This is a genomic window from Gilliamella sp. B3801, assembly GCF_026536645.1.
GTDB classification, from domain to species: domain Bacteria; phylum Pseudomonadota; class Gammaproteobacteria; order Enterobacterales; family Orbaceae; genus Gilliamella; species Gilliamella apicola_I.
Window position 1 is genome coordinate 75,758 of sequence record NZ_JAFNNR010000004.1, and the last position, 25,107, is coordinate 100,864.

At 37.0% G+C, this 25,107-nt stretch carries 24 protein-coding genes; 8 read left to right on the top strand and 16 right to left on the bottom strand.

What is annotated here, in order from left to right:
• Nucleotides 1-6 precede the first annotated feature (6 nt).
• From bamB to putP, 8 genes are all read right to left on the bottom strand, one after another.
• Nucleotides 7-1,188, bottom strand: a complete 1,182-nt coding sequence (gene bamB, locus J3U14_RS04405) for an outer membrane protein assembly factor BamB (protein ID WP_267350375.1) — start codon at nucleotides 1,186-1,188, stop codon at nucleotides 7-9.
• Between the two features lie 26 nt (nucleotides 1,189-1,214).
• On the bottom strand, nucleotides 1,215-1,937 hold the full coding sequence (locus J3U14_RS04410; protein ID WP_267350373.1) for a YfgM family protein: 723 nt from the start codon (nucleotides 1,935-1,937) through the stop codon (nucleotides 1,215-1,217).
• Nucleotides 1,938-1,961: 24 nt separating this feature from the next.
• Entirely contained in the window at nucleotides 1,962-3,239 is a 1,278-nt protein-coding gene (gene hisS, locus J3U14_RS04415) for a histidine--tRNA ligase (RefSeq protein WP_267350372.1), read from the bottom strand.
• A gap of 24 nt (nucleotides 3,240-3,263) precedes the next feature.
• Nucleotides 3,264-4,373: a flavodoxin-dependent (E)-4-hydroxy-3-methylbut-2-enyl-diphosphate synthase gene (gene ispG / locus J3U14_RS04420; protein WP_267350370.1), complete on the bottom strand. Its 1,110-nt coding sequence runs from the start codon at nucleotides 4,371-4,373 to the stop codon at nucleotides 3,264-3,266.
• Nucleotides 4,374-4,459: 86 nt separating this feature from the next.
• A complete protein-coding gene (locus J3U14_RS04425) occupies nucleotides 4,460-4,903 on the bottom strand; it encodes a helix-turn-helix domain-containing protein (protein ID WP_065558624.1) in 444 nt (147 codons plus the stop codon).
• Between the two features lie 67 nt (nucleotides 4,904-4,970).
• Entirely contained in the window at nucleotides 4,971-5,837 is an 867-nt protein-coding gene (gene pdxY, locus J3U14_RS04430; protein ID WP_065558623.1) for a pyridoxal kinase PdxY, read from the bottom strand.
• A gap of 3 nt (nucleotides 5,838-5,840) precedes the next feature.
• Complete coding sequence (gene tyrS, locus J3U14_RS04435; RefSeq protein ID WP_220216382.1) at nucleotides 5,841-7,112, bottom strand: tyrosine--tRNA ligase; 1,272 nt, start codon at nucleotides 7,110-7,112, stop codon at nucleotides 5,841-5,843.
• Between the two features lie 68 nt (nucleotides 7,113-7,180).
• Nucleotides 7,181-8,668: a sodium/proline symporter PutP gene (gene putP, locus J3U14_RS04440; protein WP_065558621.1), complete on the bottom strand. Its 1,488-nt coding sequence runs from the start codon at nucleotides 8,666-8,668 to the stop codon at nucleotides 7,181-7,183.
• Between the two features lie 272 nt (nucleotides 8,669-8,940).
• On the opposite strand from putP, the gene nth reads away from it, so the two are divergent.
• The 3 genes from nth to J3U14_RS04455 are packed head-to-tail and all read left to right on the top strand — an operon-like array spanning nucleotide 8,941 to nucleotide 10,517.
• Nucleotides 8,941-9,579: an endonuclease III gene (gene nth / locus J3U14_RS04445; RefSeq protein WP_220216381.1), complete on the top strand. Its 639-nt coding sequence runs from the start codon at nucleotides 8,941-8,943 to the stop codon at nucleotides 9,577-9,579.
• 6 nt (nucleotides 9,580-9,585) lie between these two features.
• Nucleotides 9,586-10,116: an endonuclease SmrB gene (gene smrB / locus J3U14_RS04450; protein WP_267350367.1), complete on the top strand. Its 531-nt coding sequence runs from the start codon at nucleotides 9,586-9,588 to the stop codon at nucleotides 10,114-10,116.
• Between the two features lie 32 nt (nucleotides 10,117-10,148).
• Nucleotides 10,149-10,517, top strand: coding sequence for a hypothetical protein (locus tag J3U14_RS04455; RefSeq protein ID WP_267350365.1), 369 nt, complete (start codon nucleotides 10,149-10,151; stop codon nucleotides 10,515-10,517).
• A gap of 322 nt (nucleotides 10,518-10,839) precedes the next feature.
• On the opposite strand, the gene cgtA is transcribed toward J3U14_RS04455, so the two are convergent.
• From cgtA to rplU, 4 genes are all read right to left on the bottom strand, one after another.
• The gene (gene cgtA / locus J3U14_RS04460) at nucleotides 10,840-12,009 is read right to left on the bottom strand and encodes an Obg family GTPase CgtA (protein WP_220216378.1); all 1,170 of its coding nucleotides are present in this window, start codon (nucleotides 12,007-12,009) and stop codon (nucleotides 10,840-10,842) included.
• Nucleotides 12,009-12,974 carry a DMT family transporter gene (locus J3U14_RS04465; RefSeq protein ID WP_267350363.1) on the bottom strand — a complete coding sequence of 322 codons (966 nt, stop codon included), beginning with the start codon at nucleotides 12,972-12,974 and terminating at the stop codon, nucleotides 12,009-12,011. Before J3U14_RS04465 ends, cgtA begins: the two co-directional genes overlap by 1 nt.
• Nucleotides 12,975-13,058: 84 nt before the next feature.
• On the bottom strand, nucleotides 13,059-13,319 hold the full coding sequence (gene rpmA, locus J3U14_RS04470; RefSeq protein ID WP_025314437.1) for a 50S ribosomal protein L27: 261 nt from the start codon (nucleotides 13,317-13,319) through the stop codon (nucleotides 13,059-13,061).
• A gap of 15 nt (nucleotides 13,320-13,334) precedes the next feature.
• Complete coding sequence (gene rplU / locus J3U14_RS04475; RefSeq protein ID WP_025314436.1) at nucleotides 13,335-13,643, bottom strand: 50S ribosomal protein L21; 309 nt, start codon at nucleotides 13,641-13,643, stop codon at nucleotides 13,335-13,337.
• A 216-nt stretch (nucleotides 13,644-13,859) separates the two neighbouring features.
• Between rplU and narX the strand changes: the two genes are divergently transcribed.
• Nucleotides 13,860-15,683 carry a nitrate/nitrite two-component system sensor histidine kinase NarX gene (gene narX, locus J3U14_RS04480; RefSeq protein WP_267350361.1) on the top strand — a complete coding sequence of 608 codons (1,824 nt, stop codon included), beginning with the start codon at nucleotides 13,860-13,862 and terminating at the stop codon, nucleotides 15,681-15,683.
• Between the two features lie 3 nt (nucleotides 15,684-15,686).
• Nucleotides 15,687-16,340, top strand: a complete 654-nt coding sequence (narL, locus tag J3U14_RS04485) for a two-component system response regulator NarL (protein WP_267350359.1) — start codon at nucleotides 15,687-15,689, stop codon at nucleotides 16,338-16,340.
• Nucleotides 16,341-16,488: 148 nt separating this feature from the next.
• Here narL and cysG read toward each other — a convergent pair whose 3' ends face one another.
• From cysG to nirB, 4 genes are read right to left on the bottom strand one after another with little or no spacing between them, the layout of a single operon-like run.
• A complete protein-coding gene (gene cysG / locus J3U14_RS04490) occupies nucleotides 16,489-17,862 on the bottom strand; it encodes a siroheme synthase CysG (RefSeq protein WP_267350357.1) in 1,374 nt (457 codons plus the stop codon).
• Between the two features lie 37 nt (nucleotides 17,863-17,899).
• The gene (gene nirC, locus J3U14_RS04495; RefSeq protein ID WP_267350355.1) at nucleotides 17,900-18,667 is read right to left on the bottom strand and encodes a nitrite transporter NirC; all 768 of its coding nucleotides are present in this window, start codon (nucleotides 18,665-18,667) and stop codon (nucleotides 17,900-17,902) included.
• A 25-nt stretch (nucleotides 18,668-18,692) separates the two neighbouring features.
• The gene (nirD, locus tag J3U14_RS04500; RefSeq protein WP_267350354.1) at nucleotides 18,693-19,028 is read right to left on the bottom strand and encodes a nitrite reductase small subunit NirD; all 336 of its coding nucleotides are present in this window, start codon (nucleotides 19,026-19,028) and stop codon (nucleotides 18,693-18,695) included.
• 1 nt (nucleotide 19,029) lies between these two features.
• Nucleotides 19,030-21,555 carry a nitrite reductase large subunit NirB gene (nirB, locus tag J3U14_RS04505; RefSeq protein ID WP_267350352.1) on the bottom strand — a complete coding sequence of 842 codons (2,526 nt, stop codon included), beginning with the start codon at nucleotides 21,553-21,555 and terminating at the stop codon, nucleotides 19,030-19,032.
• Between the two features lie 287 nt (nucleotides 21,556-21,842).
• Here nirB and J3U14_RS04510 point away from each other — a divergent pair, with 287 nt between their 5' ends.
• The 3 genes from J3U14_RS04510 (at nucleotide 21,843) to J3U14_RS04520 (ending at nucleotide 24,703) form a co-directional block, all read left to right on the top strand.
• Complete coding sequence (locus J3U14_RS04510; RefSeq protein WP_220216370.1) at nucleotides 21,843-22,340, top strand: MarR family winged helix-turn-helix transcriptional regulator; 498 nt, start codon at nucleotides 21,843-21,845, stop codon at nucleotides 22,338-22,340.
• A 78-nt stretch (nucleotides 22,341-22,418) separates the two neighbouring features.
• Complete coding sequence (locus J3U14_RS04515) at nucleotides 22,419-23,531, top strand: HlyD family secretion protein (protein ID WP_220216369.1); 1,113 nt, start codon at nucleotides 22,419-22,421, stop codon at nucleotides 23,529-23,531.
• Nucleotides 23,531-24,703, top strand: coding sequence for an ABC transporter permease (locus J3U14_RS04520; RefSeq protein ID WP_267350350.1), 1,173 nt, complete (start codon nucleotides 23,531-23,533; stop codon nucleotides 24,701-24,703). Before J3U14_RS04515 ends, J3U14_RS04520 begins: the two co-directional genes overlap by 1 nt.
• Nucleotides 24,704-25,107 lie beyond the last annotated feature (404 nt).

Genomic DNA, 25,107 nt, shown 5'->3' on the forward strand with positions numbered 1-25,107 from the left:
TATTCTCTAATTACTTAAATTTTTTGTGAAAGCGTAAATATCACCATTTTTGACTTGAACAATCAGTTTATTGTCAACCACCAATGGTTTAGCGATTATTCCGCTACTACTTACTTCTATTTTATTTACAAGTTCACCTGTTTCAGCATTTAACCAATACAGGTAACCTTCAAAATCACCAAATACGACATAATCTTGATAAATGACTGGATCAGTCAATTGGCGGTGTGTAAAACTTGATTGCGTCCAAAGTACGCCACCTTCCGTTTTTGATAATGATTGAATATTATCATCTTGATCTACTACGTATAATCGATTTTTATCAACCGCAAAACTGTGTGTTGAACCTATTTTTTTACGCCATATGACTTCACCATTACTTAAATCCAGTGCAGCAACATAACCATTAAATCCAACAGAATAGACAGTATTTCCTTCAACTACAGGGGTTGAATCAACATCATTTAATTTTGCAATTTCTGTTGAACCAGTCGGTTGTGAAATACGTTGTTGCCAAATTAATTGACCATCATTAATGTAGTAAGCATTTACTCGACCATTATCATCACCAAAGATAGCTGCACCATGGGCAATGACTGGTGTTGAGTTACCTCTTAATGATAATGCCGGAACTTCAAAAGTTACTTCCCAAAGTTCGTCACCAGTTTCACGATTAAGCCCTTGTAATATACCATTAGCGGTATGAATCACTAATTTATCATCAGACGATACCGGGCGAGCAAGGACTTCTCCTTTAACCGATTTTTCCCAGACGACTTTTCCGTTTTGACGATCTAAAGCATAAACAACAGCACGTTCACTGCCAACATAAACATAATTTTCATCGGCGCTTACACCGCCAGAAAAGAGCGCTGTTTTACTACTGAAAAGTGTGCTTTTAGATAAATCGACATTCCACAATGTATTACCCGTCGTTAAATCAACTGCTTTTACCTCTCCACTTCGGCTCGCTGCATAAATAACATTATCATAACTAGCAGGACCTAATAATGAATAAATACGAGTATTTCCTGCAGTACTGTTACGCCATAATTGGTGAATAGTAAATTGGTTACTGACTATAGGAGAAGGTGAAACTTGAATAACTTCTTCTTCTCCTCCAAATATCGAGCATCCAGCAAGTGAAAACATAAAAACACTGGTTAAAAAACATTTAGATAACTTCATTGTATAGACCCTTATAGCAGGATAAATTAATTTTTATTTTCTTCCGTTTCAGTCTTTGACTGATCCTCTTGCTCTGCTTTTTCTTCAGCAGTTTGTTTATCTTGTTCAACTATTTGTTTAGCTTGTAAATATTCAGCTTGATTTAGTTTAATTTTAATATTTGGCTCTGAACTTATCATTGCCGCTGATTTTAGCGCAATTTTATAAGCATCTACCGCCTCAGCATAACGAGACATTTTGGTTAATATATCGCCCCGTATTTCGTTAATCACTGGTTCCCAAGCTTCATTGTTAACTTTATCTAACGTTGCTAAACTTTCTTGGTATTGGTTTTGTTGATACTGCACACGTGCAATACGAATATTAATAACGGATTTTACCGGTTCCGCTTTTGTTTTAGATAAAGCATCAGTCAATAATGCTTGAGCACCTGCATAATCTTTTGTTACTTCGATATAAAATTTAGCCGCAAAAAGATCAGCAAAAACGTTATAAACGCTATCACCCTCTTTTGCAAAAGCAACTAAATCATTTACGGATTCCGGTTTTGTCTGATCTAACTGTTTTACAAGTTGCTCATAACGATCTGACATTTGTTCCAATTTTTTAACTTGATTTGATTGATAGTAATTCCAACCATAATAAGCCAATAATCCGATGACAATAACGGCAACAATAATTTTCCACGTTTTCGCAAGAAACTCTTTTAAAGCCCACATTTGTTCTTCACTTGACGATTGATAACTCACGCTTATCTCCTATTTCCTTTAGATTTATATCATTGCCAAACAAGTTTGAACAATATCGCTTTGCGCGACTTCAGTTTGTTCACCTGTTTGTAAATTTTTGATAGTTACCGTTTGGTTCGCTAACTCGTTTTCACCAACAATAACCGCTATTTTAGCACCTAATTTATCTGCTTTGGCAAATTGTTTCTTAAAATTAGACGTTCCATAATTAGTCACAATTCGTTTATCAGGTAAACCGTCACGTAATAATTCAGCAACACATTGTGCTACTGAAATCGTGTTTTCATCTCCCGAGGAGATCATATAAATATCAATCGAATTATCTCGATTTAATGAAGGATTGACAGCTTGAACAAGTAAAACTAATCTTTCAAGTCCCATTGCAAAACCAACAGCTGGCGTTGATTGACCACCTAACTGGCTCACTAATCCATCATAACGACCCCCACCGCAGACAGTACCTTGAGCACCTAAGCTACTTGTTACCCATTCAAATACTGTACGATTGTAATAGTCTAATCCTCTTACTAATCTTTGATTAATATTGTATTTTATTCCTGCTTTATCCAGTAAACGACACAGCCCTTCAAAATGTTCTTTCGATTCCGCATCCAAATAATCAAATAGTTTTGGCGCTTGATTAAGTAATTCTTGTACGACTGGATTTTTCGAATCGAGTACACGTAATGGATTAGTATACATTCTACGTAAGCAGTCTTCATCCAATTTATCTTTATGTTGTTCAAGAAAATCAACGAGTGCTTGACGATAGTTCGCTCTAGCTTCAAGTGAGCCAATTGAATTTAATTCTAACGAAGTGTGATCCTGTATACCCAGTGCTTTCCAGAATCTTGCGGTTAATAAAATTAGTTCAGCATCAATATTAGGTCCTTCAAGCCCAAAAACTTCAACCCCAAATTGATGAAATTGGCGATAGCGACCTTTTTGCGGTTTTTCGTAACGAAATGCAGGTCCTAAATACCATAGACGTTGTTCTTGATTATAAAAAAGCCCATGCTCAATGCCCGCACGAACACAACCCGCAGTAATTTCGGGACGTAAAGTGATACTTTCATCATTACGGTCATTAAAAGTATACATCTCTTTTTCGACAATATCCGTCACTTCACCGACGGCTCTTTTAAATAGCGCAGTATCTTCAACAATGGGGGTTCTTATCTCATTATAGCCATAGCTATTTAGAACACCTTTAACAATTTTTTCAATTTGTTGCCAACTCGCACTATCTGTTGGGAGTAAGTCATTCATTCCCCGTATAGATTGGATTTTTTTCTCTGTCATTTATGTATTCGCTATCTAATAAAATTATAGTTCAGTTGCTGCAATTCTGTTTTTTAGTATTGATGCTTTAGCTCGAATTTTTGCTTCCAGTTCATCGATCATCTGTTCGTTATCAATACGACCAATACGTACACCATCTTCATAAAAGCCACTTTTATTATGACCGCCAGCAACACCCATCGTTGAAGCCAAAGCTTCACCTGGCCCATTAACAACACAACCAATAATCGATACATCCATTGGTGTAATGATATCTTCTAAACGTTGTTCTAACGTATTGACTGTATTAATGACATCAAACTCTTGTCTTGAACAGGTCGGACAAGCAATAAAGTTGATACCACGAGATCGAATTCTCAATGATTTTAATATATCAAAACCGACTTTAACTTCTTCAGTGGGATCAGCAGCTAAAGAGACACGCAATGTATCACCAATACCTTCAGATAATAACAAACCTAAACCTATTGCCGACTTAATTGCACCACTGCGAACGCCACCAGCTTCAGTGATCCCCAAATGTAGGGGTTGTTTTATCTGTTTAGCTAAAAGTCGATAGGCATCCACCGCTGTAAATACATCTGACGCTTTCACACTCACTTTAAATTGGTCGAAATTAAGCCTATCCAAAATGTCAACATGACGCATCGCTGATTCTACGATTGCTTGTGGCGTAGGTTCACCATATTTTTCTTGAATATCTTTTTCAAGTGATCCGGAATTAACCCCAATTCTTATTGGAATATTTTTATCTTTAGCACAATCAACAACTGCTCGAATTCTTGATTCATTACCGATATTTCCCGGATTAATTCTTAAACAATCCACGCCATATTCTGCTACTTTCAAAGCAATACGATAATCAAAGTGAATATCTGCAATAAGTGGCACTTTCGCTTGTTGTTTAATCAATTTAAACGCTTCTGCCGCATCCATTGTTGGAATCGACACACGAACAATGTCGACACCTACTCGCTCAAGTGCTTGAATCTGAGCAACAGTTTTTTCAACATCCGTCGTACGGGTATTCGTCATGGATTGAACGGCAATGGGCGCACCACCACCAATAGGTACACTGCCGACATAAATTCGGGTAGATTCTCGTCTGATTATCGGTGAATCCTGATGACTCATAACACGCCTAATGATATAACAAAATAACTAGCTTGTGATCTTAACAAGATTTGCATCAAATGTCTGTATACGAGTAAGAAAATTTGCTAACTGTTAACGTGATTCGATGATGATGGCGAAATGTAATGACTCACTTCTACATAATTATTTTTACTTTCTTTATTAAAATAATAAATAGTTACACCAACTATACAAACCACTACAAATAAGCTAAAAAATAAAATCCGCTTTCCTCTTTTTCTAGGTTCAAGGGCAGGAATGAGTTGCTTTATTTTTGTTTCGGATGCATTTTGCTTTGACATTTTTTCTAGATAAGGTTGATACTCGTCCTCAGATAAACCAACAATTTCAGCATAAGAACGAATATAACCTTTAACAAAGACAAGAGGGGCATGAACTCGCTGATCGTTTTCAATTTCTTCGACCACTGCCTTTCGAACATGGATCTTATTGGCAATATCTTCTTGAGTTAATCCCATATTATTACGTAAATTGGAAAGCATCTTACCCAAAGAAATATTGTCTTCCATCATCCCCTCATTTTTGTTAAGAATTAAAAATAAATTAAATTGGATCCATTTTTACATATTTTTAAAATTAATCAATTCTTTTCGCATTAAACCATTGTGAAGGTTTTGCTATTTCATCTTGAGCGGCAACTAATTGAAGCTCATATTCATTGAGTTTCAAGGTTTCAAGCATAACAGCATAAACCGCAGAAGTGGTATGTTCTAACGCCTCAACCAGCGATTTACCAAGCAAAATATTCGCTAAAAACAATCCACTCGTCATATCGCCTACACCAACAGGCTGTCTCACGCCAAAGTCAACTAAAGGGCGCTCAATGTGCCATGCTTCATGTTCTGTGACGAGTAACATTTCAAAACGATCTTTACGATATCCCGCACGACTTAAATGTTTAACTAAAATCGCTTTAGGCCCTTTTTTACAAAGTGCTTTACATGCAAATACCGCTTCTTCAACGTTATTAATTGGCTGTTTTCCATTTAACTCTTCTAGCTCCAAAATATTAGGCGCCATCATATCTGCTATCGGTAATGCAGTATTACACAAAAATTCAGATACGCCAGGCGCAACAAAACAACCTTTTTCAGGATGCCCCATAACAGGATCACAAAGATAAATTGCATTGGGATTTACAGCTTTTACTTTTTTTACTATTTCGGTTATGGCACTACCTTGTTCAGGGGATCCCATATAACCACTTAATACTGCGTCACATCGTTTAAGTTCACCGATGGCATTAATGCCATCGGCGATATCAGTTAAATGTGATGCTGGCATTACCGTGCCTGTCCATTGACGATATTGCGTATGATTTGAAAATTGCACAGTATTTAAAGGCCATACATTTACTCCCACACGACGCATAGGGAATACAGCAGCACTATTACCTGCATGACCAAATACAACATGTGACTGAATAGATAGTATATTTTTCATAAATTAACTCCAAATTAGTAAGCAGTAATATTTCTTACCTCGACGAAGTAATGTATAACGTCCAAAAAGCTTATCTTCTTGTGAAAAATGATAATCTGTTGTCGCGTTACGTTCACCATTAACTGAAATCGCATTAGATTCAATCATTGTTCTGGCTTGGCCTCTTGACGGTGCAAACTGTGCATTAACGATCGCTTGTTGCAAATCAATATCGCCCTCAACCGTAATCGTTGGCATACCGTCTTGCGCCAATTGTTCAAAATCGGCTTGAGATAGATCGGCTAATTTTCCTGAGAATAAACTTTCAGTGATCCGTTTGGCTGCCATTAAGCCTTCTTCACCATGGACTAAGCGTGTGACCTCTTCAGCAAGAACATATTGTGCTCTTGGTGCCACACCGCTATTTTTATCTTCTTCTTCAAGTGCATCAATTTCATTTAATGACATGAAAGTAAAGAATTTTAAGAAACGATAAACATCAGCATCAGCGGTATTAATCCAGAATTGATAGAATTTATATGGACTGGTCTTTTTAGGGTCAAGCCAAACCGCACCGCTTTCCGTTTTACCAAATTTTGTACCGTCAGATTTGGTAATTAAAGGAACCGTTAAACCATAAACTTGTTTTTGATGTAATCGACGAGTTAAATCAATACCGGCAGTAATATTACCCCATTGATCTGATCCCCCAATTTGTAACACCACATTATGATCTTTATTTAAACAAGCAAAATCATAAGATTGTAATAAACTGTAAGAAAACTCAGTAAATGAAATCCCAGCTTCATCACGATCAATACGTTGTTTGACTGATTCTTTGTTAATCATGGCGTTAACTGAAAAATATTTACCAATGTCACGTAAAAAAGTTAATACATTCATGCCACCAAACCAATCATAGTTATTAGCGACAATCGCTGCATTTGCACCACAATTAAAATCTAAGAATGGAGAAACTTGTTGTTTAATTTTTTCGCTCCACTCAACAACAGTCTCTTGAGTATTTAATTTACGTTCAACGGCTTTAAAACTCGGGTCACCAATTAAACCTGTTGCGCCGCCAACAAGCGCAATCGGTTTATGACCGGCTAACTGAAAGCGTTTTAAACAAAGTAATGGTACCAAATGACCTAGATGCAAACTATCAGCCGTGGGATCAAAACCACAATAAAGCGCTATGGGATTTTGTTCAATTAGTTCCATGAGTGCTTTTTCATCTGTCAGTTGAGCAATCAATCCTCGCTCTTGCAGTTGTTTGATCACATTTTTTGTCATGTTATTTTACCTATAAAAATTTTATTACGTTGAAATTTGACTTTGGATAACTCTATTTTTATTGAAATCTATTCTACTTTATTATGATAACGTTTATACGCTTGTTTAAAATGATCTTCCACTATTTCATTCGGTTTTTTATCACATAAACTAAAGATTACTATCGCTAAAGACGCAAATAAGAAACCCGGAATAAGTGAATAAAGATTAAACCAATTAAAATTAATCCAAAGCAATACTGTTGCCGCTCCTGTAATCATACCTGCTAGAGCGCCATTGCGTGTCATGCGAGACCAAAATACAGAAAAAACAATAATGGGACCAAAGGCAGCACCAAATCCTGCCCATGCATGACTAACTAAATCTAAGACACTATTATTAGGGTTAATTGCTAACAAAATGGCAATGACCGATACCAGTAAAACCATAATTCGTCCAACCCAAACAAGTTCACGTTGTTTTGCTTTCGGTCTAAAAAAGGCTCGATAAAAATCTTCCGTTAATGCGCTTGAACAGACAAGTAACTGACAACTTAACGTGCTCATCACCGCAGCCAAAATCGCCGCTAATAAAACACCAGCAACCCATGGATTAAACAATAATTTGGATAACTCAATAAAAATACGTTCATGTTTACCGTTATTAATGAGATCTGAAAACTCTGGATGATTGGCAAAGAAAGCAATACCAAAAAATCCTACCGTAATTGCTCCACCTAAACATAAAATCATCCAAGTCATACTAATTCGACGGGCATTTTTCATCACATCATGTGAGTCAGCCGCCATAAAGCGAGCTAAAATATGCGGTTGCCCAAAATAGCCAAGCCCCCAGCCAAGCAATGAAATAATAGCGATAAAATCCATGTGAGCAAAGATGTTGGTATAATCAGGATTGAGCGATTCAATATTTGCTAAGGCATCGGTAAAACCACCTGCGTTCACCATAACCATAACGGGAGTTAAGATAAGTGCAAACATCATCAAACTCGCTTGAATAGTATCCGTCCAACTGACCGCTAAAAAACCACCTATAAAAGTATAAGCGATTGTTGCGCCAGCACCAGCTAACATTGCCCAACCATAACTCATTCCAAAGGTACTTTCAAAAAGTTTTGCACCCGCAACAACGCCTGATGCACAATAAATCGTAAAAAAGATAAGAATGATTACCGCTGAAATAATACGCAGCAAAGCGCTTTTATCATCAAATCGGCGAGCAAAATAGTCGGGTAAGGTCAAGGAATTATGATTAATTTCAGTAAAAACACGTAACCGACCGGCAATCAGTAACCAGTTTAAGTAAGCCCCAATTATCAAACCAATTGCAATCCAACTTTGCGAAATACCGAATAAAAAAACAGCCCCTGGCAGCCCCATTAATAGCCAACCACTCATGTCCGAAGCGCCAGCCGAAAGCGCAGTGACAACACTACCAATACGGCGCCCCCCCAAAATATAATCACCAAAGTTTTGCGTTGATCGAAAGGCAAAAAAACCGATCGCAATCATTCCTAAAATGTATATAGCAAAGGTGACAATCATTGGTAAGGACATATTTCTAAAAAACCTTGTTGATGAAATTAAAAAATAGTGGAGTAGCTTATCATAAAAACCACATGCTAAAAAGCAGGCGATGAATGAATATAACTAAGCTGACAATCCGTCACGCTAAAATTTTTCAGATAGGTCATTGAGATTGTTATTTTGCCGTAATTTTAATTATCGTCGTATAAAGTGACTTTTAGCTAAAAATTAAATTTAACCTACAATATTTATACAAATAAAGTATATAATATCAGGCATGTTATTTATATTTATCATACTCTGTGAAACAATCAACTCGTATTCAAATTTTAGAAAGATTAAAAGATCACATTAAAGATCCAACAACTGAACTTGTTTATCAAACACCTTTCGAATTGCTCATTGCTGTTGTTCTTTCTGCACAAGCAACCGATGTGAGTGTAAACAAAGCAACCAAACCTTTATTTGCAATTGCTAATACAGCGGAACAAATCTTAGCACTTGGGGTTGATAAGCTCAAAAGTTATATCCGTACCATTGGCTTATACAATAGTAAAGCAGATAATATTATCAAAACCTGTCAGATTTTAGTTGAAAAATATCAAGGTCAAGTGCCAGAAAATTTTGATGCATTAATCGCATTACCCGGTGTAGGCAGAAAAACAGCAAATGTAGTGCTAAATACGGCTTTTGGTTGGCCAACGATTGCGGTTGATACTCATATTTTTCGTGTCAGCAATCGCACGGGCTTTGCACCCGGAAAAACCGTTGAGGCAGTGGAAGAAAAATTATTGAAAGTGGTACCCAAAGAGTACAAAATAAATTGTCACCACTGGTTAATTTTGCATGGACGTTATACTTGTATCGCCAGAAAACCGCGATGCGGGGCTTGTGTGATTGAAGATTTATGTGAATTCAAACAAAAAGTTTACCCAGAGTAATTATCAATGACTGAAAAATTCAAATTAACTCAAGAAGAGATAAACTTATTCAAAAGTAGCATAGGCAATACCCAAAAACTTGCACAAGATACTGTTGTTCATAAACCCTTAAAACGGTCTCAAAAAGCCATTGCGATTGAAAAACGACAACATGAAAAAAATCATGCTGAGTTTTATTTTTCGGATGATTATCAACCACTCTTACAAGACGATCCCATTCGTTATAGTCGAGACAACGCTGATCCTTATGAGATTAAAAAATTACGTCGTGGATTTTATGAACCTGAATTTTTTTTAGATCTACATGGATTAACACAGCAAGAAGCGAAAAAAGAAATAGCATCGCTTATTACTGCTTGCTTAAGCGAAAACGCACATTGTGCTTGTATCATGTATGGACATGGTAAAAACATCTTAAAAAAACAGACACCAATGTGGTTAGCCCAGCATCCTAATATCATTTGTTTTCATCAAGCACCGAAAGAATTTGGCGGCAGTGCAGCATTACTTATTTTACTTGATACAATTAATAACTAAAAATAAATGTTAAACACATAAGGAATAACTACTTGAAATTATTGAAGAAAATAAAACATGTTTATCTATTTCTAATACTTGCCATCTTTATTACTGCATGTAACGAACTTGATACAATTCCACCCGAAAAAAGTAACTATATTGGCACATGGCAAGGTGAATATATGGTGATAAGTATAACTAAAGACGCCAGAGTTATTTACAATTATAAAAAAGATGGGGTGACGACAACCATTAAAGGACCGATACAAGAATTTATTGGTGATGATTTTAAAGTAGGGATTTTAGGTTTAAATTCTTTATTTAAAGTAAGTACGCCTCCTTATTTTGAGGACGGTCAATGGAAAATGGTTATTGACGATCAATTAGTTATCAAAACATCGGATTTAAAATCACTTTAAAATAAAAAAGCCAGCATAGTTGCGCTAGGCTGGCAAACATTGGAAGCAATGTGAGCAATGTCATACTTTTTCAGAAGTCTTGCGACGCTCTAATCAAGTACATCTTAATGATAATAATTCTCATTATTAAAAGCAAGCGTTTTTTTTGACTTTTTTCAAAAAAACAGAAAAAATTTAAAATAAAAGTTTTTTAATATGAAATCATTGTGTTAGCGTGAGAATAATAGAGAGGAATACAGGGCTATGTCACCCTGTATTTTAGCAATGCTGATTTTTTAGTTGATAATTTGAAGTGATAAGTTTAACTTATTTTAGGTTATTACTATTTTTGATAGATGAATTCAACCCCTTCTTCGTCACTCTCATCCCAATCATCAAAATCATCGTCGTCGTCATCAAAAGCCTCATCCATAGCTTGTTGGTGATAATCATCCCACATAAATTCAACTTTTTCTGGTGATGTTTCTTCTTGCTCTTCTTCACGTGGATGAGCATTCATATAATCCATCAGATCCCAACATAAAGCTTTTACCCCTTCATGATTGACCGCTGAAATAACATAATATTTGTCATCCCAATCCAATGCTTTAGCGATTTCGGCAGCACGTTTAGCACTTTCTTCTTCACCTAAAACATCCATTTTGTTGAATACCAACCAACGAGGTTTATTGGCAAGTTTTTCACTATATTGATGAAGTTCTTGAATAATGACTTTCGCATTTTCAATAGGATCAGATTCATCAATTGGTGCAATATCAATTAAATGCACTAAAACTCGACAACGTTCAAGATGTTTTAAAAAACGAATACCCAGACCAGCACCGTCCGCAGCACCTTCAATTAATCCCGGAATATCCGCAACAACAAAACTTTGCTCATTATCCATTCTTACCACGCCTAAACTTGGCACTAAAGTCGTAAACGGATAATCAGCGACTTTCGGTTTAGCTGCTGAAACTGATCGAATAAATGTGGATTTACCGGCATTAGGTAAACCAAGCATACCAACGTCAGCAAGTAGCAATAATTCTAACAGTACATCACGTTTTTCACCGGGCGTACCATCGGTTTTTTGCCTTGGAGCCCGATTCACTGAAGATTTAAATCGTGCATTACCCAAGCCATGAAACCCACCTTTTGCGACTAACACTTTTTGTTGATGATGCGTTAAATCGCCGATAATTTCACCCGTATATTTGTCTGTGATTCGAGTTCCAACGGGCACTTTTACGGTAATATCTTTGCCTCTTTTACCGGTACAATCTGAACCTTGTCCATTTTGCCCACGCTCTGCCCGATAATTTTTTTCAAATTGGAAATCAACCAAAGTATTGAGATTTTCATCGGCAATAAAATAGACATCACCACCGTCACCACCGTCACCACCGTCAGGGCCACCTTTGGGAATGTATTTTTCTCGACGAAAACCTACGCAACCATTGCCACCATCACCGGCTTCGACTCGGATTGAAGCTTCATCTACAAATTTCATTATTCTTCCTCTTTCTTCTGGTTAATTAGCCAGCCTTTTCTTGGATGCCATAAATAGTGCCCAATTGTGGCAAACATCGCACCAGCAACGACTGATACTGCGCCAATATAACCTAAAATATTTAAATACTGCATAGCAAATTTTTCTGGCCAAATTACGGCAAATAAATCTGAAAAAATTAATGCAAACAACGGTGATAATGTGGTAATTGCACTAACTTGTGCAGCTTGCCAACGTTCCATTGCCATAACTAATGCGCCATAAGCAATAATGGTATTTAAACCACAAAAGATAATGGCAAATAACTGCGTTGCATCGGCATGAGCGATTTTTGTTGGCGATGCCAATGGCCATAAAAATACCGTACAAATAAGATAAATTAGCCAAAGTAACTGTTCTGCACGTAATTTACGTAATAATACTTTTTGTGCCAATGCATAAGCTGCCCATGAAATTGAAGCAAGTAAAGCAAGCCAAACACCAATGCCATAAGTCGATATATTAGCAAATAGAACGGTAATATTTTTATTAAAAAATAGTCCTAATCCAATTAGCAATACCGAAATACCCATTATTTGCGTTGGTCTTAATCGCTCTTTAAAAACAAACGCACTTGAAATCATAAAAATTACAATACCCATTTGACCTACAACTTGAGCCGTTGTCGCAGAAAGATACTGAACAGAACTTGCAAATAACGCAAAATTACCAAGTAATCCAAATCCGGCAATCATTAATAAGATGAAACGTCGACGTTTTTTAAACATCGCTAAATTAGGAAATTGTTTTTTATAAGCTAACCATATCGTAATACCGATGGCAGAAATTGCCAATCGAGACCACGCTAACGTTAATGGGTCAATAACCACCAATGCATATTTCATTGCAATCGGCACTAGCCCCCACATAACCGCTGTTAACATGGCTAAGGCAAAACCTAATTTAACATTTTGCTGTTTTATCATATTAACTAATATTATATGAATTCAAGAAATGAAAAAAGCCCCACAATAGCTGTGAGGCTTCCATAAACGTTAAACCGCTTTTTATTAGCTGTTAGCAATTACACTAACATAACGACGGTTTTTAGGTCCTTTAACTTCAAATTTTACTTGTCCGTCAATTAAAGCAAATAAGGTATGGTCACGACCACAACCTACATTAGTGCCTGGGTGGAATTGAGTTCCACGTTGACGTACTAAAATATTACCAGCAAGAACTTCTTGAGAACCATAACGTTTAACACCTAAACGTTTACTCTGGGAATCACGACCATTACGTGATGAACCACCAGCCTTCTTATGTGCCATTGTTCGATACTCCTATTAAGCGATTGCAGTGATCTTCACATCAGTGAACCACTGACGGTGACCTTGTTGTTTACGATAGTGTTTACGACGACGGAATTTAACAATTTTCACTTTATCGCCACGACCGTGCTCAACAATTTCTGCTTTAATTGTTGCACCTTCAACAAACGGAGCACCAACTTTGATGTCTTCACCATTTGCTACCATTAAAACTTTATCGAAAACAACTTCTGCACCTGTTTCGACTTCAATTTTTTCCAAGCGAACGACTTGTCCTTCGCTGACTCGGTGTTGTTTACCACCACTTTGGAAAACTGCGTACATACTTAACTCCGCAATAAAAAGCAGACTATTCCTGATTTAACATATATGTCTGCATTGATTAATCTTATAGGGCGTGAATTTTACGCAAAATTTATCCTTGTTGCAAGCAGTCTTTACTAAAAGATCGCAAAAAGTTACAAAAAAGATCAGCAAGATATCGTTTTAGCGTTACAATACGGATAAATCATTATTTCTTAGTTAATTTATTGTAATTCTATGCTGAGTACTAAAACAACCAATAATAAAACTCGCTATCATGCTTCAATTATTAATCGTTTGTCGCTATTAATGTGTTTTTTAGGCACCATTGCGTTAATTGCGTTATCGCTATCTATTCAAGTCGCTAATGATACCAAAGGTAGCGCTTATATGATTAATCAATTAGGGCTAATTCGTATGAAAAGTTATCAACTTTTATCAATGGTTCCCCTCAATAAACACGATAATGACCGTTTAAATATTTTTAGTGAAATAACGTCGTCAAAGCAACAATTAGCCCTTTTTGAACGTTATGATTTAATAGATGAATTCAATGAGTTACATAATAAATGGCGTACCGAAATTGCGATAAAAATTGCACAAGCAAAAAACATCGATGAGATAAAAACGGATATCGATCAATTTGTTATCAAAACCAATTACTTAGTACATAAGATCGATCAGAAGACCGAAAACCAGATTCATTATATTTCTCGTCTGCAACAATTATTTATTATCATTATTGTGATCTTTCTTATTGCTCAGATTTACTATTTGCGTCGTTATCTTCTCGCCCCTTGGCGCAAACTGATTAATATGGCTCAGGCTATTTCAAAACACAATTTTAGTGAACGTTTTCCGCTACGTTCCAGAAAAAATGAATTCGATTTGTTAGGGTTAGCGTTAAATAACATGTCTGATCAAATCGAATCTCAATATTTAATCCTTGAAGAACGGGTGGCTGAAAAAACGGCTGAATTGCAACAAACCAATAACATCATCTCATTTCAATATCACGCCACCAAACAGCTCCATACATCAAAGCCATTATGTGAACGTTTTTTAATGATTTTACGTCAATTAGAAGAACTTGTACCACTCACTCAATTTCAAATCCGATTTTATGAATCTGAAAACCCTGAACATTACCAACAAATTAGTTATGACAATGAGCAGAAATTACCTTTCTGCCAAAATCCGCATTGCTGTGCTTGTTTAACCGAATCAAAACATTCTAAACAACATGGATTTCAACGTTATTGGTATCTTCAAGACAATGGCGAAAAATATGGCATATTATTTGCCATTCAACCGACAGATGTTACCCTTAGCGACGAGCAGGAAAACTTAATAACAGGACTTATCGAGCAGATGTCCACGGCAATGATGCTCGATCGACAAATAGAGCAACAAAAGCAGTATTTATTAATGAAAGAGCGATCAGCAATGGCAAGAGAGTTGCATGATTCAATTGCGCAATCATTATCCTGTTTAAAAATACATCTTAGCTGTCTACAAATGCAATCTGATTTGACATCACAAAGTAGTATTGAACTATTAGCAACAATGCGAAAAGAGGTCAATATCACCTATTCCCAGTTACGTGAATTAATTACCTCTTTTCGTTTGCGGCTCAATCAAACAGGTTTTTATGCTAGCTTAATGGAGATGATTGAAGAGTTTAATCAAAAACTAAAATTTAACATTCAACTTGAATATCAATTACCGCTCAATATCATCAAAAGCAAACATGCTTTTCATTTATTACAATTTATTCGAGAAGCGCTAAACAATGTGTACAAACACGCACAAGCATCACACGTTATCATTGCGTTAACCATTGATGATAATCAGATTATCACGGTCAGTGTTAGCGATAATGGTATTGGTTTTCAAACTGATGTTAAGCAGGATAATCATTATGGTATGGTGATTATGCGAGACAGAGCAGAAATCCTAAATGGTAATCTAACAATTAATACTGAGCCACAAAAAGGCACGCAAGTTATGGTAATATTTAAAGCCAATAAGACCATTCCATTTACGATAATAGAAGAGTAACCCATGGAACAGATAAAAAGTTCGATACTACTTATTGACGATCACCCTATGCTTAGAAATGGTGTAAAACAATTAATCAATACCGTTAGCCATTTTGAAGTGATTGGTGAAACGGGGGCTGGAACGGAAGGGATAAAACTCGCTGAAAAGCTCGATCCCGATATGATCTTACTGGATATCAATATTCAAAATGTTAGTGGGTTAGAAATACTACGCTATTTACGGGAAAAAAATATCTCCAGTCGCATCATTATGTTCACGGTATCGGATGCCAAAGAAGATATCATTACCGCACTCAAAAGTGGAGCGGATGGTTACCTGTTAAAGGATATGGAGCCAGAAGATTTTATTAAAGCGCTAAAAGATATTGCCGAAGGTAAAATCATTATGGATGAAGCAATTTCGCATATTATTCTTCACTATATGCGACACAGCGGCGAACCAACAACCAAACAAATTCACGATATAAACTTATTAACGCCTCGAGAACATGAAATATTTAATCTGCTAGTGCAAGGGCTTTCGAATAAACGCATTGCCAAAGATCTGGATATTGTTGAAAGTACCGTAAAAGTGCATGTAAAAAGTATCTTTAAAAAATTAAATTTTAAATCACGCATGGAAATGACCGTATGGTATTTACAGAGCAAAGAGTAATGCATTAATTGAAGATAATTGATTATACTTAACTCAATCGAAAAGTTTAAAAGCTGTCATCCCTTAAATTATGATGATGTAAGGCGGTTTACGTTTAGATAACAGGCAAGACCATTATGCTGTAAAGTAATAGACTTGCCTGTTTAAATTAATGATTTGAAAACCAATTGAGTTTTTCTCGTAATGCAACAACAGGCCCGATGATAATCAAACTTGGACTACATGCTTGCAAAGCGATTTTAGCTAACTCACCAAGCAAACCTGTTACCACTTTTTGTTTGGTACTGGTACCTTCCTCAACAATGGCGACGGGCGTATTAGCATCCATACCGTGTTTGATTAATTGTTGACTAATATTTTCAGCTTGAGACAGCCCCATATAGAACACTAAGGTCTGCTTTTCAGCCGCTAAACTTTGCCAATCAAGATGACTACCATCTTTTAAATGCCCGGTAATTAAACGAATACTATGCGCATAATCTCGATGTGTTAAAGGGATACCACTGTATGCAGAACACCCCGATGCAGCAGTGATTCCCGGTACAACTGAAAATGGAATATCAGCATTATACAACGTTTCCAGCTCTTCGCCCCCTCGCCCAAAAATAAACGGATCGCCCCCTTTTAGACGGACAACTCGTAACCCTTTTTGCGCTTGTTCTAACAAAATTTGATTAATCTGTTCCTGTGGCACGCAGTGATACCCTGCCCGTTTGCCAACAAATATACGCTGAGCATCCCGCCTGACAAGATTCATAATTTCATCCGAAACCAATCGATCATACACAATAATATCGGCTTGTTGGATTTGCTGTAATCCTTTCAAAGTCAGTAAGCCTGCATCACCGGGACCGGCGCCCACTAAAACCACTTCACCACGATGATCCAGTGATAAATTAAATAACTCATTGGTTAGTGTTTCAACTTGTTCAGAATCATTATTGGCAATGGCTTGTGCCAATCTATCATGAGTAAAAAGCTTTTCCCAAAATCGACGGCGTTCTGTGAGCGTTTTATAGGTTTGCTTAGCTTTATTTCGTAAATAACCCGCATATTGCGCTAATTTACCTAAGTGCTGAGGCAATATTGATTCTAGTTTTTCTCGTAATAGACGAGCTAAAACCGGCGCATGCCCTGCTGATGACACAGCAACCATAATTGGTGAACGATCAATAATCGAAGGCATAATAAAACTTGCATCTTTCGGCGAATCGACAACATTGCAAAAGATACGGCGATTTTCAGCCTCGAGACTGACGGTTTGATTGGTTTTAGGACAATCGGTCGCTGCAATGACTAACCATTTATTATCAAGCAGTTGTGCATTAAATGCCCCTTGCTGTAATATCAACTGGTTTTGCGCTTGCCAACATAAAAATTGCTCATTAAATTCAAGTGCGTTAACCGTTAACTTTGCACCTGCTTCGAGTAATAGCCGAGCTTTTCGCTCAGCGATTTCACCACCCCCGACTAACAGACAATCCCGATTTTCTAACTTACAAAATAGTGGAAAATAATCCATAAAACCTCAATATATATCCTTTTTAATTCAGCCAAGATTATGGTCGTTCAGTTTTTGGTGTCGAATACCAGTATCCCAAGCCCATAAAAACAACGCCAGAAACAAGGTTACCTAACGATACCCAAAGTAAATTATGACCAATTCCACATAGGGTATAAGCATCACTATGATGACCAAACCATGAAAGTGAAAATAACGTCATATTCGCCACCGAATGCTCATAACCACAGGCAATAAATGCTAGCAAACACCACCAAATCGCAATAAATTTAGCTGAACCTTCAACACGATTTGCCATCCAAATAGCTAAACAAACTAGCCAGTTACATAAAATACCACGAAAAAACAGCGCACTAGCCGATGCGGTCGTTTTGGCTAATGCTGCACTATGCACTAAACTGGTATCGGTTGATAATAATGGGGTAGCAGCATAAAAATATAAAGCAGCGACAAAAATAGACCCCAATAAATTGGCTAACCACGTTTGAGGTAATACTAGCCACATCTGTGTATGCGTAATTTTCTTACATTTTACGCCAAACGTTAAAAACATTGTGTGACCGGTAAAAAGCTCAGATCCTGCAATCACAACTAACGTTAAGGCAATACCAAATGTCGCCCCCATGACTAAAGGTCTTAAGGATGGATCAAGTAAATTACCTAAAGTGAAGATCAAAATAATACCAAGACCAACATAAGCGCCGGCCATAGCAGAACTTAACCAAAACCCTATCGGGTTAGTTTTGGCTAAACGTACAATACGTGCTGCATTGGCAGCACATTTATTAATTGTATCGGTATACATAACTATCTAAACCTTTAAAATTGTTTTAACTCGATGATTTAACTTCAACAAAACCATCTGTATTGACTCTTACTTCATAATGCGCAATTGAATAGTCGGCATCATCAATGCAATAACCATCTTTTAAACGAAAACGCTGTTTTTTTAATGGGCTTGCAACATACAAGTCATTTTCATGCTGTCCAATAATACCTCGAGATAAGACACTGGCTTGTGCAAAAGGATCAATATTACTGATTGCATAAATTTCATCGGAATCATAAGGACGAAATACTGCAACATGTTCATGACCGACAAGTGCACACACGCCTGTTTCCGGTAAAATGTCATCGAGTTGACAAACTGTTATCCATTGACTCATATTATTGCTCTCCTAACATTGCTTGACGTTCTCCGGCTGTCGCAGGTCGATGCTGATCACGTTCAGGAATAAATTTGACATTTTCATCACGCAAATTACTGTTAATAAAGTGAGTAAATCGTTGTTGGTTTTCAGGATGTTCAACCGTTTCTTTCCACTCACACACCACCAATTTACGTAGACGAGTCATTTCACTTTCCAGCTCATCATTAATACCTAACTTATTGTCGATAATTACACTACGCAAATAGTCAATCCCGCCTTCCAGATTTTCAAGCCATACCGAAGTGCGTTGTAATTTATCAGCGGTACGGATATAAAACATAATAAAGCGATCAAGATATTGAATTAATGTCTGTCTATCGAGATCAGCAGCAAGCAAATCAGCATGACGAGGTTTCATCCCGCCATTACCACATACGTAAAGATTCCAACCTTTTTCAGTTGCAATAACGCCAATATCTTTACTTTGTGCTTCCGCACATTCACGTGTACAACCCGATACACCTAATTTGAATTTATGTGGAGCCCGAATCCCTTTATAACGATTTTCCAGTTCAACACCCAGACCAACACTATCCCCAACACCAAAACGACACCACGTACTCCCCACACAGGTTTTTGCCATTCGTAAGGCTTTTGCATACGCATAACCACTCTCAAAGCCGGCATCAATTAACTCTTTCCAAATAGCGGGTAGATCATCTTTTTGCGCACCGAAAAGACCGATACGTTGAGAGCCAGTAATTTTTGAATAAAGTTGATATTTTTTAGCAATTTGCCCCACCGCAATCAAGCCTTCTGGTGTAATTTCACCTCCGGCACTACGCGGAATAACCGAATATGTTCCATTTTTTTGGATATTACCAAGAAAGATATCGTTACTATCTTGCAACGGAACTAAATCTTGTTTGAGAATATAATCGTTCCAACATGAAGCTAATAAAGAGGCGATCGTCGGTTTACACACCTCACATCCATAACCCGTACCATGCTTTTTGATCACTTCATTAAATGAAGTTAGTCCTTCAACACGAATTAAATGATATAATTCTTGGCGTGAATATTTAAAATGTTCACATAAAGCATGGCTGACTTCAATACCTTGTTTAGCTAATTCTGAGTTTAAGAGCTGAGTCACCAATGGAATACAACCACCACAACCTGTACCGGCTTTGGTTTCTGCCTTGATTGCCGCTACAGTATGACAACCTGCGTGAATCGCATTAATGATTTTTGCTTTTGTCACATCGAAACATGAGCAAATTTGTGCAGTATCCGGTAAAGCTTCGACGCCCATTGTGGGTTTAGCCCCAGCATGAGCTGGTAAAATTAAGGTGTCCGGATGCTCAGGAAGATCCATCTCATTTAACATCAATTGTAATAAATTACTGTAATCAGCCGTATCACCCACCAATACAGCGCCTAATAATTTTTTATTATCTGACGAAACGACCAATTTTTTATAAACCGGTACATTTTCATCTAAATAGACATAGCTACGGCTAGCGGGTGTTTTTCCTTTGGCATCCCCTATACTACCGACATCAACGCCCATTAACTTTAATTTAGCGCTCATATCAGCGCCTTCAAATTGCATTGGCTCACCCATTAAGTGCGCTAAGGCAACTTGTGCCATCTTATAGCCTGGTGCAACCAAACCAAATACTTTACCTTGCCAACACGCACACTCACCAATAGCGTAAATATCAGGATCAGATGTCTGACAATGGTTATTCACCACAATGCCACCACGTTGACCAATCTCAAGTTGACATGCTTTAGCAAGTTGATCATTCGGGCGAATACCTGTTGAAAATACGATAAAATCAACTTCCAGCGACGAACCATCAGCAAATTGCATCTTCTTACCTAACGGCGTATGAATAATTTCTTGGGTATTTTTACTGGTATGAACTCCAACGCCCATCTCTTCAATTTTTCGGCGTAACTGATCACCCCCCATGGCATCAAGTTGTTCAGCCATCAATACTGGCGCAAATTCGACGACATGCGTTTGTATTCCTAAGTTTTTCAGCGCACCGGCAGCTTCAAGCCCTAACAACCCCCCACCGACAACAGCACCTGATTTACACTGTTTTGCGCATTCACGAATGGCATCAAGATCTTCAATGGTTCGGTAAACAAAACAATCTGCACCATCTGAACCTTTAATAGGTGGTACCCACGCATAAGATCCGGTAGCAATAATCAATTTATCATAGTGAACAATTCGCCCTGTGTGTGAGTGAACTTCTTTACGTTGACGATTAATTAATATTGCCCGCTCATTCAGTAATACTTGAATGTTATTTTCTTCATATAGCCCTTCACGAACTAAAGAAAGCGCTTCAGCAGTGTGGTCAGAAAAATAGGAAGAAAGGTGAACACGGTCATAAGCAAGGCGAGGTTCTTCACAAAAGATGGTAATATTGAACAGATCAGACTGCATTTTATCGATAACTTCTTCAATAAAACGATGTCCAACCATCCCATTACCGATGATAACGAGATTGGTTTTACTCATAATAAAGCTCCAATTTTATTTTAATTCAATTATTTAATTTATAGCTGTGCTCCATTTTATGTTACTTTGCTCAGATTATAATTATCCTCAAGGATTACCACTTTAGTAGTAATAAGGATAACTATTTTTAAAACAAAGCATTATAAAATATTTAACGTCAATTAAATTTAGGATCCCTCCCCTGATAGGCTTTAACCTTTAATATCCAATCACCCTTGGTTAAATAATGTTGCTAATCAAAATTTAAATAGTATAATTAGCCGACTAAATAAATTGAGTAATGATAATTGAATTACAAGTCAAGAAAGCTTCCGTCTCGTGAAACGTTAGCACGAGCACAAAGATTTAATGATGATATTGTTGATGTTTCAGGCGTTGATCTGGTCTTAAGCTTGATCACCACGGCTGACTTAATCCGTTCAAACATTTACGCACAACTGACTAAAGATTATGATGTTTCAGAAGGTAAATTCGCATTATTAATGTCACTCTTTTCGGAAGGTGAAACCTGTGCCAGTGATTTGGCATTACGCATAGGTGTTACCCCTGCTACCGTGTCAGTTATGGTTAAGCGAATGCTAGCTGCAACTCCACCATTAATCACCATGTCTAAAAGTGGTGAAGATGGTCGCTCTCGACTTATCTCATTGACTGAAGTTGGCGAAAAATTAATTCAAGAAGCATTACCCAATCACCTAAAATCGATTCGTGCTTTTGCCGAAGTTTTAAACTCGCAAGAACAAGAGTCTTTAATATTGATGTTACGTAAACTTTTACGAAAATAACTGACTTTGAGCTTACTTAAAGTCTATTTTATTTATCTAAATACTTAGCTGACTAATTAAATGGAAAATAAGCTATATATGAAAAAAAATATCAAAATCCCTGTTATATTTTTAATTATCCTAACAGTTGCCTCTTTTTTAATCTTTTTAGGTTCTCGAAATGATGCCGTCACCGTGGCTAAAAGCATTAAATCTGGCGTATTAACCGCAGATGAGATTAATATTGCTTTTCAAAATGTGAGCGGAAAAGTCATCAAACGATTTGTCGAAGAATCACAATTTGTAAAAAAAGGGGATCCGTTAATGCAATTAGAAGATGTCGATACTAAGTTAGCTATCGATCGTCTACAAGCGCAGGTTGACAGCCAAAAAGCGGCAGTTGCTCAAGAACAAGCTGCCATTGCGATCACCGAAAACGAAACAAATTTAACCGAATTATCCACTTGGCGTAAAATTGAAGAAGTGAAAGCAAATTTAGAAGCCGCTAAATCAGCTCAAAATTTAGCTCAAATGGAGTTTGATCGTCAAACCCAATTACGTAAAACAGGGGGAAACTCGCAATCGCAACTTGATACCGCCCGTAATGCCTTTACGGTTGCGAAAATGCAAGTTGTTCAGATTCAAAGCCAATTATCCACCTTAATGATTGGTGCAACACCCGAACAAATTAATCAATTTGAGCAAACTCGAAATGCAACAGGTATGACAATACAATCTGTTGCTATTGCCCGACAAAAACTTCAAAACCGACAAAATCAGTTAGCTCAGCTCCAAGCACAACTTGCACAAGCTGAAGCAGACTTAAAACAACTACATATCAATTATCAACGATTAACATTAACGGCACCTGAAGATGGCAAAGTATTAAAAATCATGTTCGAAGATGGTGAATTAGCTCCGACAGGCGCACCAGCAGTGTTATTAGAGACCGATCGTAAATACATTGATATTTATGTAAACGAAAAAATGGTTAATGACTACCAACCGGGCACAACGGTTAAAGCCAATGTCATCGCGCTTGATAAAGAGATAAAAGGTAAAGTTCGTTTTGCAACCGCAGCACCTTCTTTTGCGGATTTACGTATGACACGTGAACGTGGTCAAGCTGATTTAACCTCTTATCAGGTCAGAATATATATGGAATCTATTCCAAAACTTTTAACCGGTATGACAATCGAGGTTGATCAATGATGCAAAACATCATTAAATCTATGCTTGAAGAACTTGACGCAATGTTGTCAGGTCACTTCATTCCATATTATAAAGTTGCAATAGGATTAGCAGCCATTGTTGCGCTAATCTTTTCCATTGTGTTAAGTCATGGTGCCGTTTTTGAAGGTAAGATTGCGGTTATTGATCTTGATGGTTCACATTATTCAACGGAATTAATCAGTAAAGTCAATACTTCGCCTTATATCGAAGTATCCGAAGTCATCCGATCACCAGTGAATCCTATCACTTTAGTTTCGCACGATCGCAATTTAGGGGTACTTTATATTCCTAAAGGATTAGAGAAAAGTCTTAAAAAAGGTGACCAAACTGTTCGTTTAGGGTATTTTGCCGATGATACCAATGATGCACAAAATGCCAAAGTGTTACAAAGCTTAAATGAATATATTCCTGAGTTAGGGGCTGAACTTAGCGTTGGTAAAGTGTCTGCATTAGGTTTAGGACATGAAGGGACAGAAGCCACCTTATCGCCAATGCAACTTAAAACGCGATATATGTTCAATCCAGCTAGCTCTTCCACTATATCGACAATTATCTATTTTGTTTACTTCTTTTCGTCACTGACGTATGGATTAACTTCTTTAATGATTGTCGGTCGTTTAAAAGTCACTGGCATGTGGAATACAGTTTTAGAAAGAGGCTTTGTTGCACTATTAGCAAGAACAGTCCCTTATGCATTATTTTATACGACCGGATTAACATTAATAACCGCCGTATTAGTGATCTTTGGACAATTACGTTTTGATGGTAACTATTTTATTTTTATACCAAGCATTTTCATGACCGGACTTGCATTTGGTTGGTTAGGTTTTTTACTTTCCTGGAAAACCAATAATCCAGGTGAAGGTGCAAGCAAAATGATTTTCTTAGTGCCACCAGGATTTATTATGGGTGGATCAACCATGGCGGTCGGGATTATGCCACTTTGGACTTACTATGTTAGTCATGCATTTCCTTTAGTCTGGCTATTTCGATTCTTCCGAGATATCGCCATGCGAGGACGTTCACTGATTGATATGCTATCTACCTATGGCATTTTCATTATTTATTTAACTGTCATTGCGTTTGTGGTGATGATCGTTTTTGAACGAACGCAAAAATCCATTGCACAACCCAAAACCGACGTAAGCTAAATCGTTAATAAAGTTATTGAAACTCTCATTGGGTTTCAATAACGACTTTCACTGTATTAAACTTTGGACTCAACGTCATTTCTTTTTTATTGATAAAATTTCTAAATATTTCGGTCAAATTATCCAATTTGTGATCTTCATCACTTCATTAAACGAAATACACGTTATTTTTTTGATGATTTAAGTATTTTTTATTATCCATTCAAGTTTGCTAATCAACTGAATAACAATACAATATTATTTTTAAGTTATTATTACTCCCCTTACCCTTTCTTTCACTTCCTTTCAAATGAAAAGGTTTTCACGTTTTTACAACCAAAATCGGTTTTGTGACTCACCTATCATTTTTCGATCCTTTGCATATGTTTAAATTGAATAACAGAATGAAAGCAAAACAAGTAATT

What these genes read in the sequence shown, in the direction of transcription:
- bamB (WP_267350375.1), bottom strand. Translation starts at nt 1,188, where the DNA reads ATGAAGTTATCTAAATGTTTTTTAACCAGTGTTTTTATGTTTTCACTT.
- hisS (WP_267350372.1), bottom strand. Translation starts at nt 3,239, where the DNA reads ATGACAGAGAAAAAAATCCAATCTATACGGGGAATGAATGACTTACTC.
- ispG (WP_267350370.1), bottom strand. Translation starts at nt 4,373, where the DNA reads ATGAGTCATCAGGATTCACCGATAATCAGACGAGAATCTACCCGAATT.
- J3U14_RS04425 (WP_065558624.1), bottom strand. Translation starts at nt 4,903, where the DNA reads ATGGAAGACAATATTTCTTTGGGTAAGATGCTTTCCAATTTACGTAAT.
- pdxY (WP_065558623.1), bottom strand. Translation starts at nt 5,837, where the DNA reads ATGAAAAATATACTATCTATTCAGTCACATGTTGTATTTGGTCATGCA.
- tyrS (WP_220216382.1), bottom strand. Translation starts at nt 7,112, where the DNA reads ATGACAAAAAATGTGATCAAACAACTGCAAGAGCGAGGATTGATTGCT.
- putP (WP_065558621.1), bottom strand. Translation starts at nt 8,668, where the DNA reads ATGTCCTTACCAATGATTGTCACCTTTGCTATATACATTTTAGGAATG.
- smrB (WP_267350367.1), top strand. Translation starts at nt 9,586, where the DNA reads ATGACTGAAAAATTCAAATTAACTCAAGAAGAGATAAACTTATTCAAA.
- cgtA (WP_220216378.1), bottom strand. Translation starts at nt 12,009, where the DNA reads ATGAAATTTGTAGATGAAGCTTCAATCCGAGTCGAAGCCGGTGATGGT.
- J3U14_RS04465 (WP_267350363.1), bottom strand. Translation starts at nt 12,974, where the DNA reads ATGATAAAACAGCAAAATGTTAAATTAGGTTTTGCCTTAGCCATGTTA.
- rpmA (WP_025314437.1), bottom strand. Translation starts at nt 13,319, where the DNA reads ATGGCACATAAGAAGGCTGGTGGTTCATCACGTAATGGTCGTGATTCC.
- rplU (WP_025314436.1), bottom strand. Translation starts at nt 13,643, where the DNA reads ATGTACGCAGTTTTCCAAAGTGGTGGTAAACAACACCGAGTCAGCGAA.
- narX (WP_267350361.1), top strand. Translation starts at nt 13,860, where the DNA reads ATGCTGAGTACTAAAACAACCAATAATAAAACTCGCTATCATGCTTCA.
- narL (WP_267350359.1), top strand. Translation starts at nt 15,687, where the DNA reads ATGGAACAGATAAAAAGTTCGATACTACTTATTGACGATCACCCTATG.
- cysG (WP_267350357.1), bottom strand. Translation starts at nt 17,862, where the DNA reads ATGGATTATTTTCCACTATTTTGTAAGTTAGAAAATCGGGATTGTCTG.
- nirC (WP_267350355.1), bottom strand. Translation starts at nt 18,667, where the DNA reads ATGTATACCGATACAATTAATAAATGTGCTGCCAATGCAGCACGTATT.
- nirD (WP_267350354.1), bottom strand. Translation starts at nt 19,028, where the DNA reads ATGAGTCAATGGATAACAGTTTGTCAACTCGATGACATTTTACCGGAA.
- nirB (WP_267350352.1), bottom strand. Translation starts at nt 21,555, where the DNA reads ATGAGTAAAACCAATCTCGTTATCATCGGTAATGGGATGGTTGGACAT.
- J3U14_RS04515 (WP_220216369.1), top strand. Translation starts at nt 22,419, where the DNA reads ATGAAAAAAAATATCAAAATCCCTGTTATATTTTTAATTATCCTAACA.
- J3U14_RS04520 (WP_267350350.1), top strand. Translation starts at nt 23,531, where the DNA reads ATGCAAAACATCATTAAATCTATGCTTGAAGAACTTGACGCAATGTTG.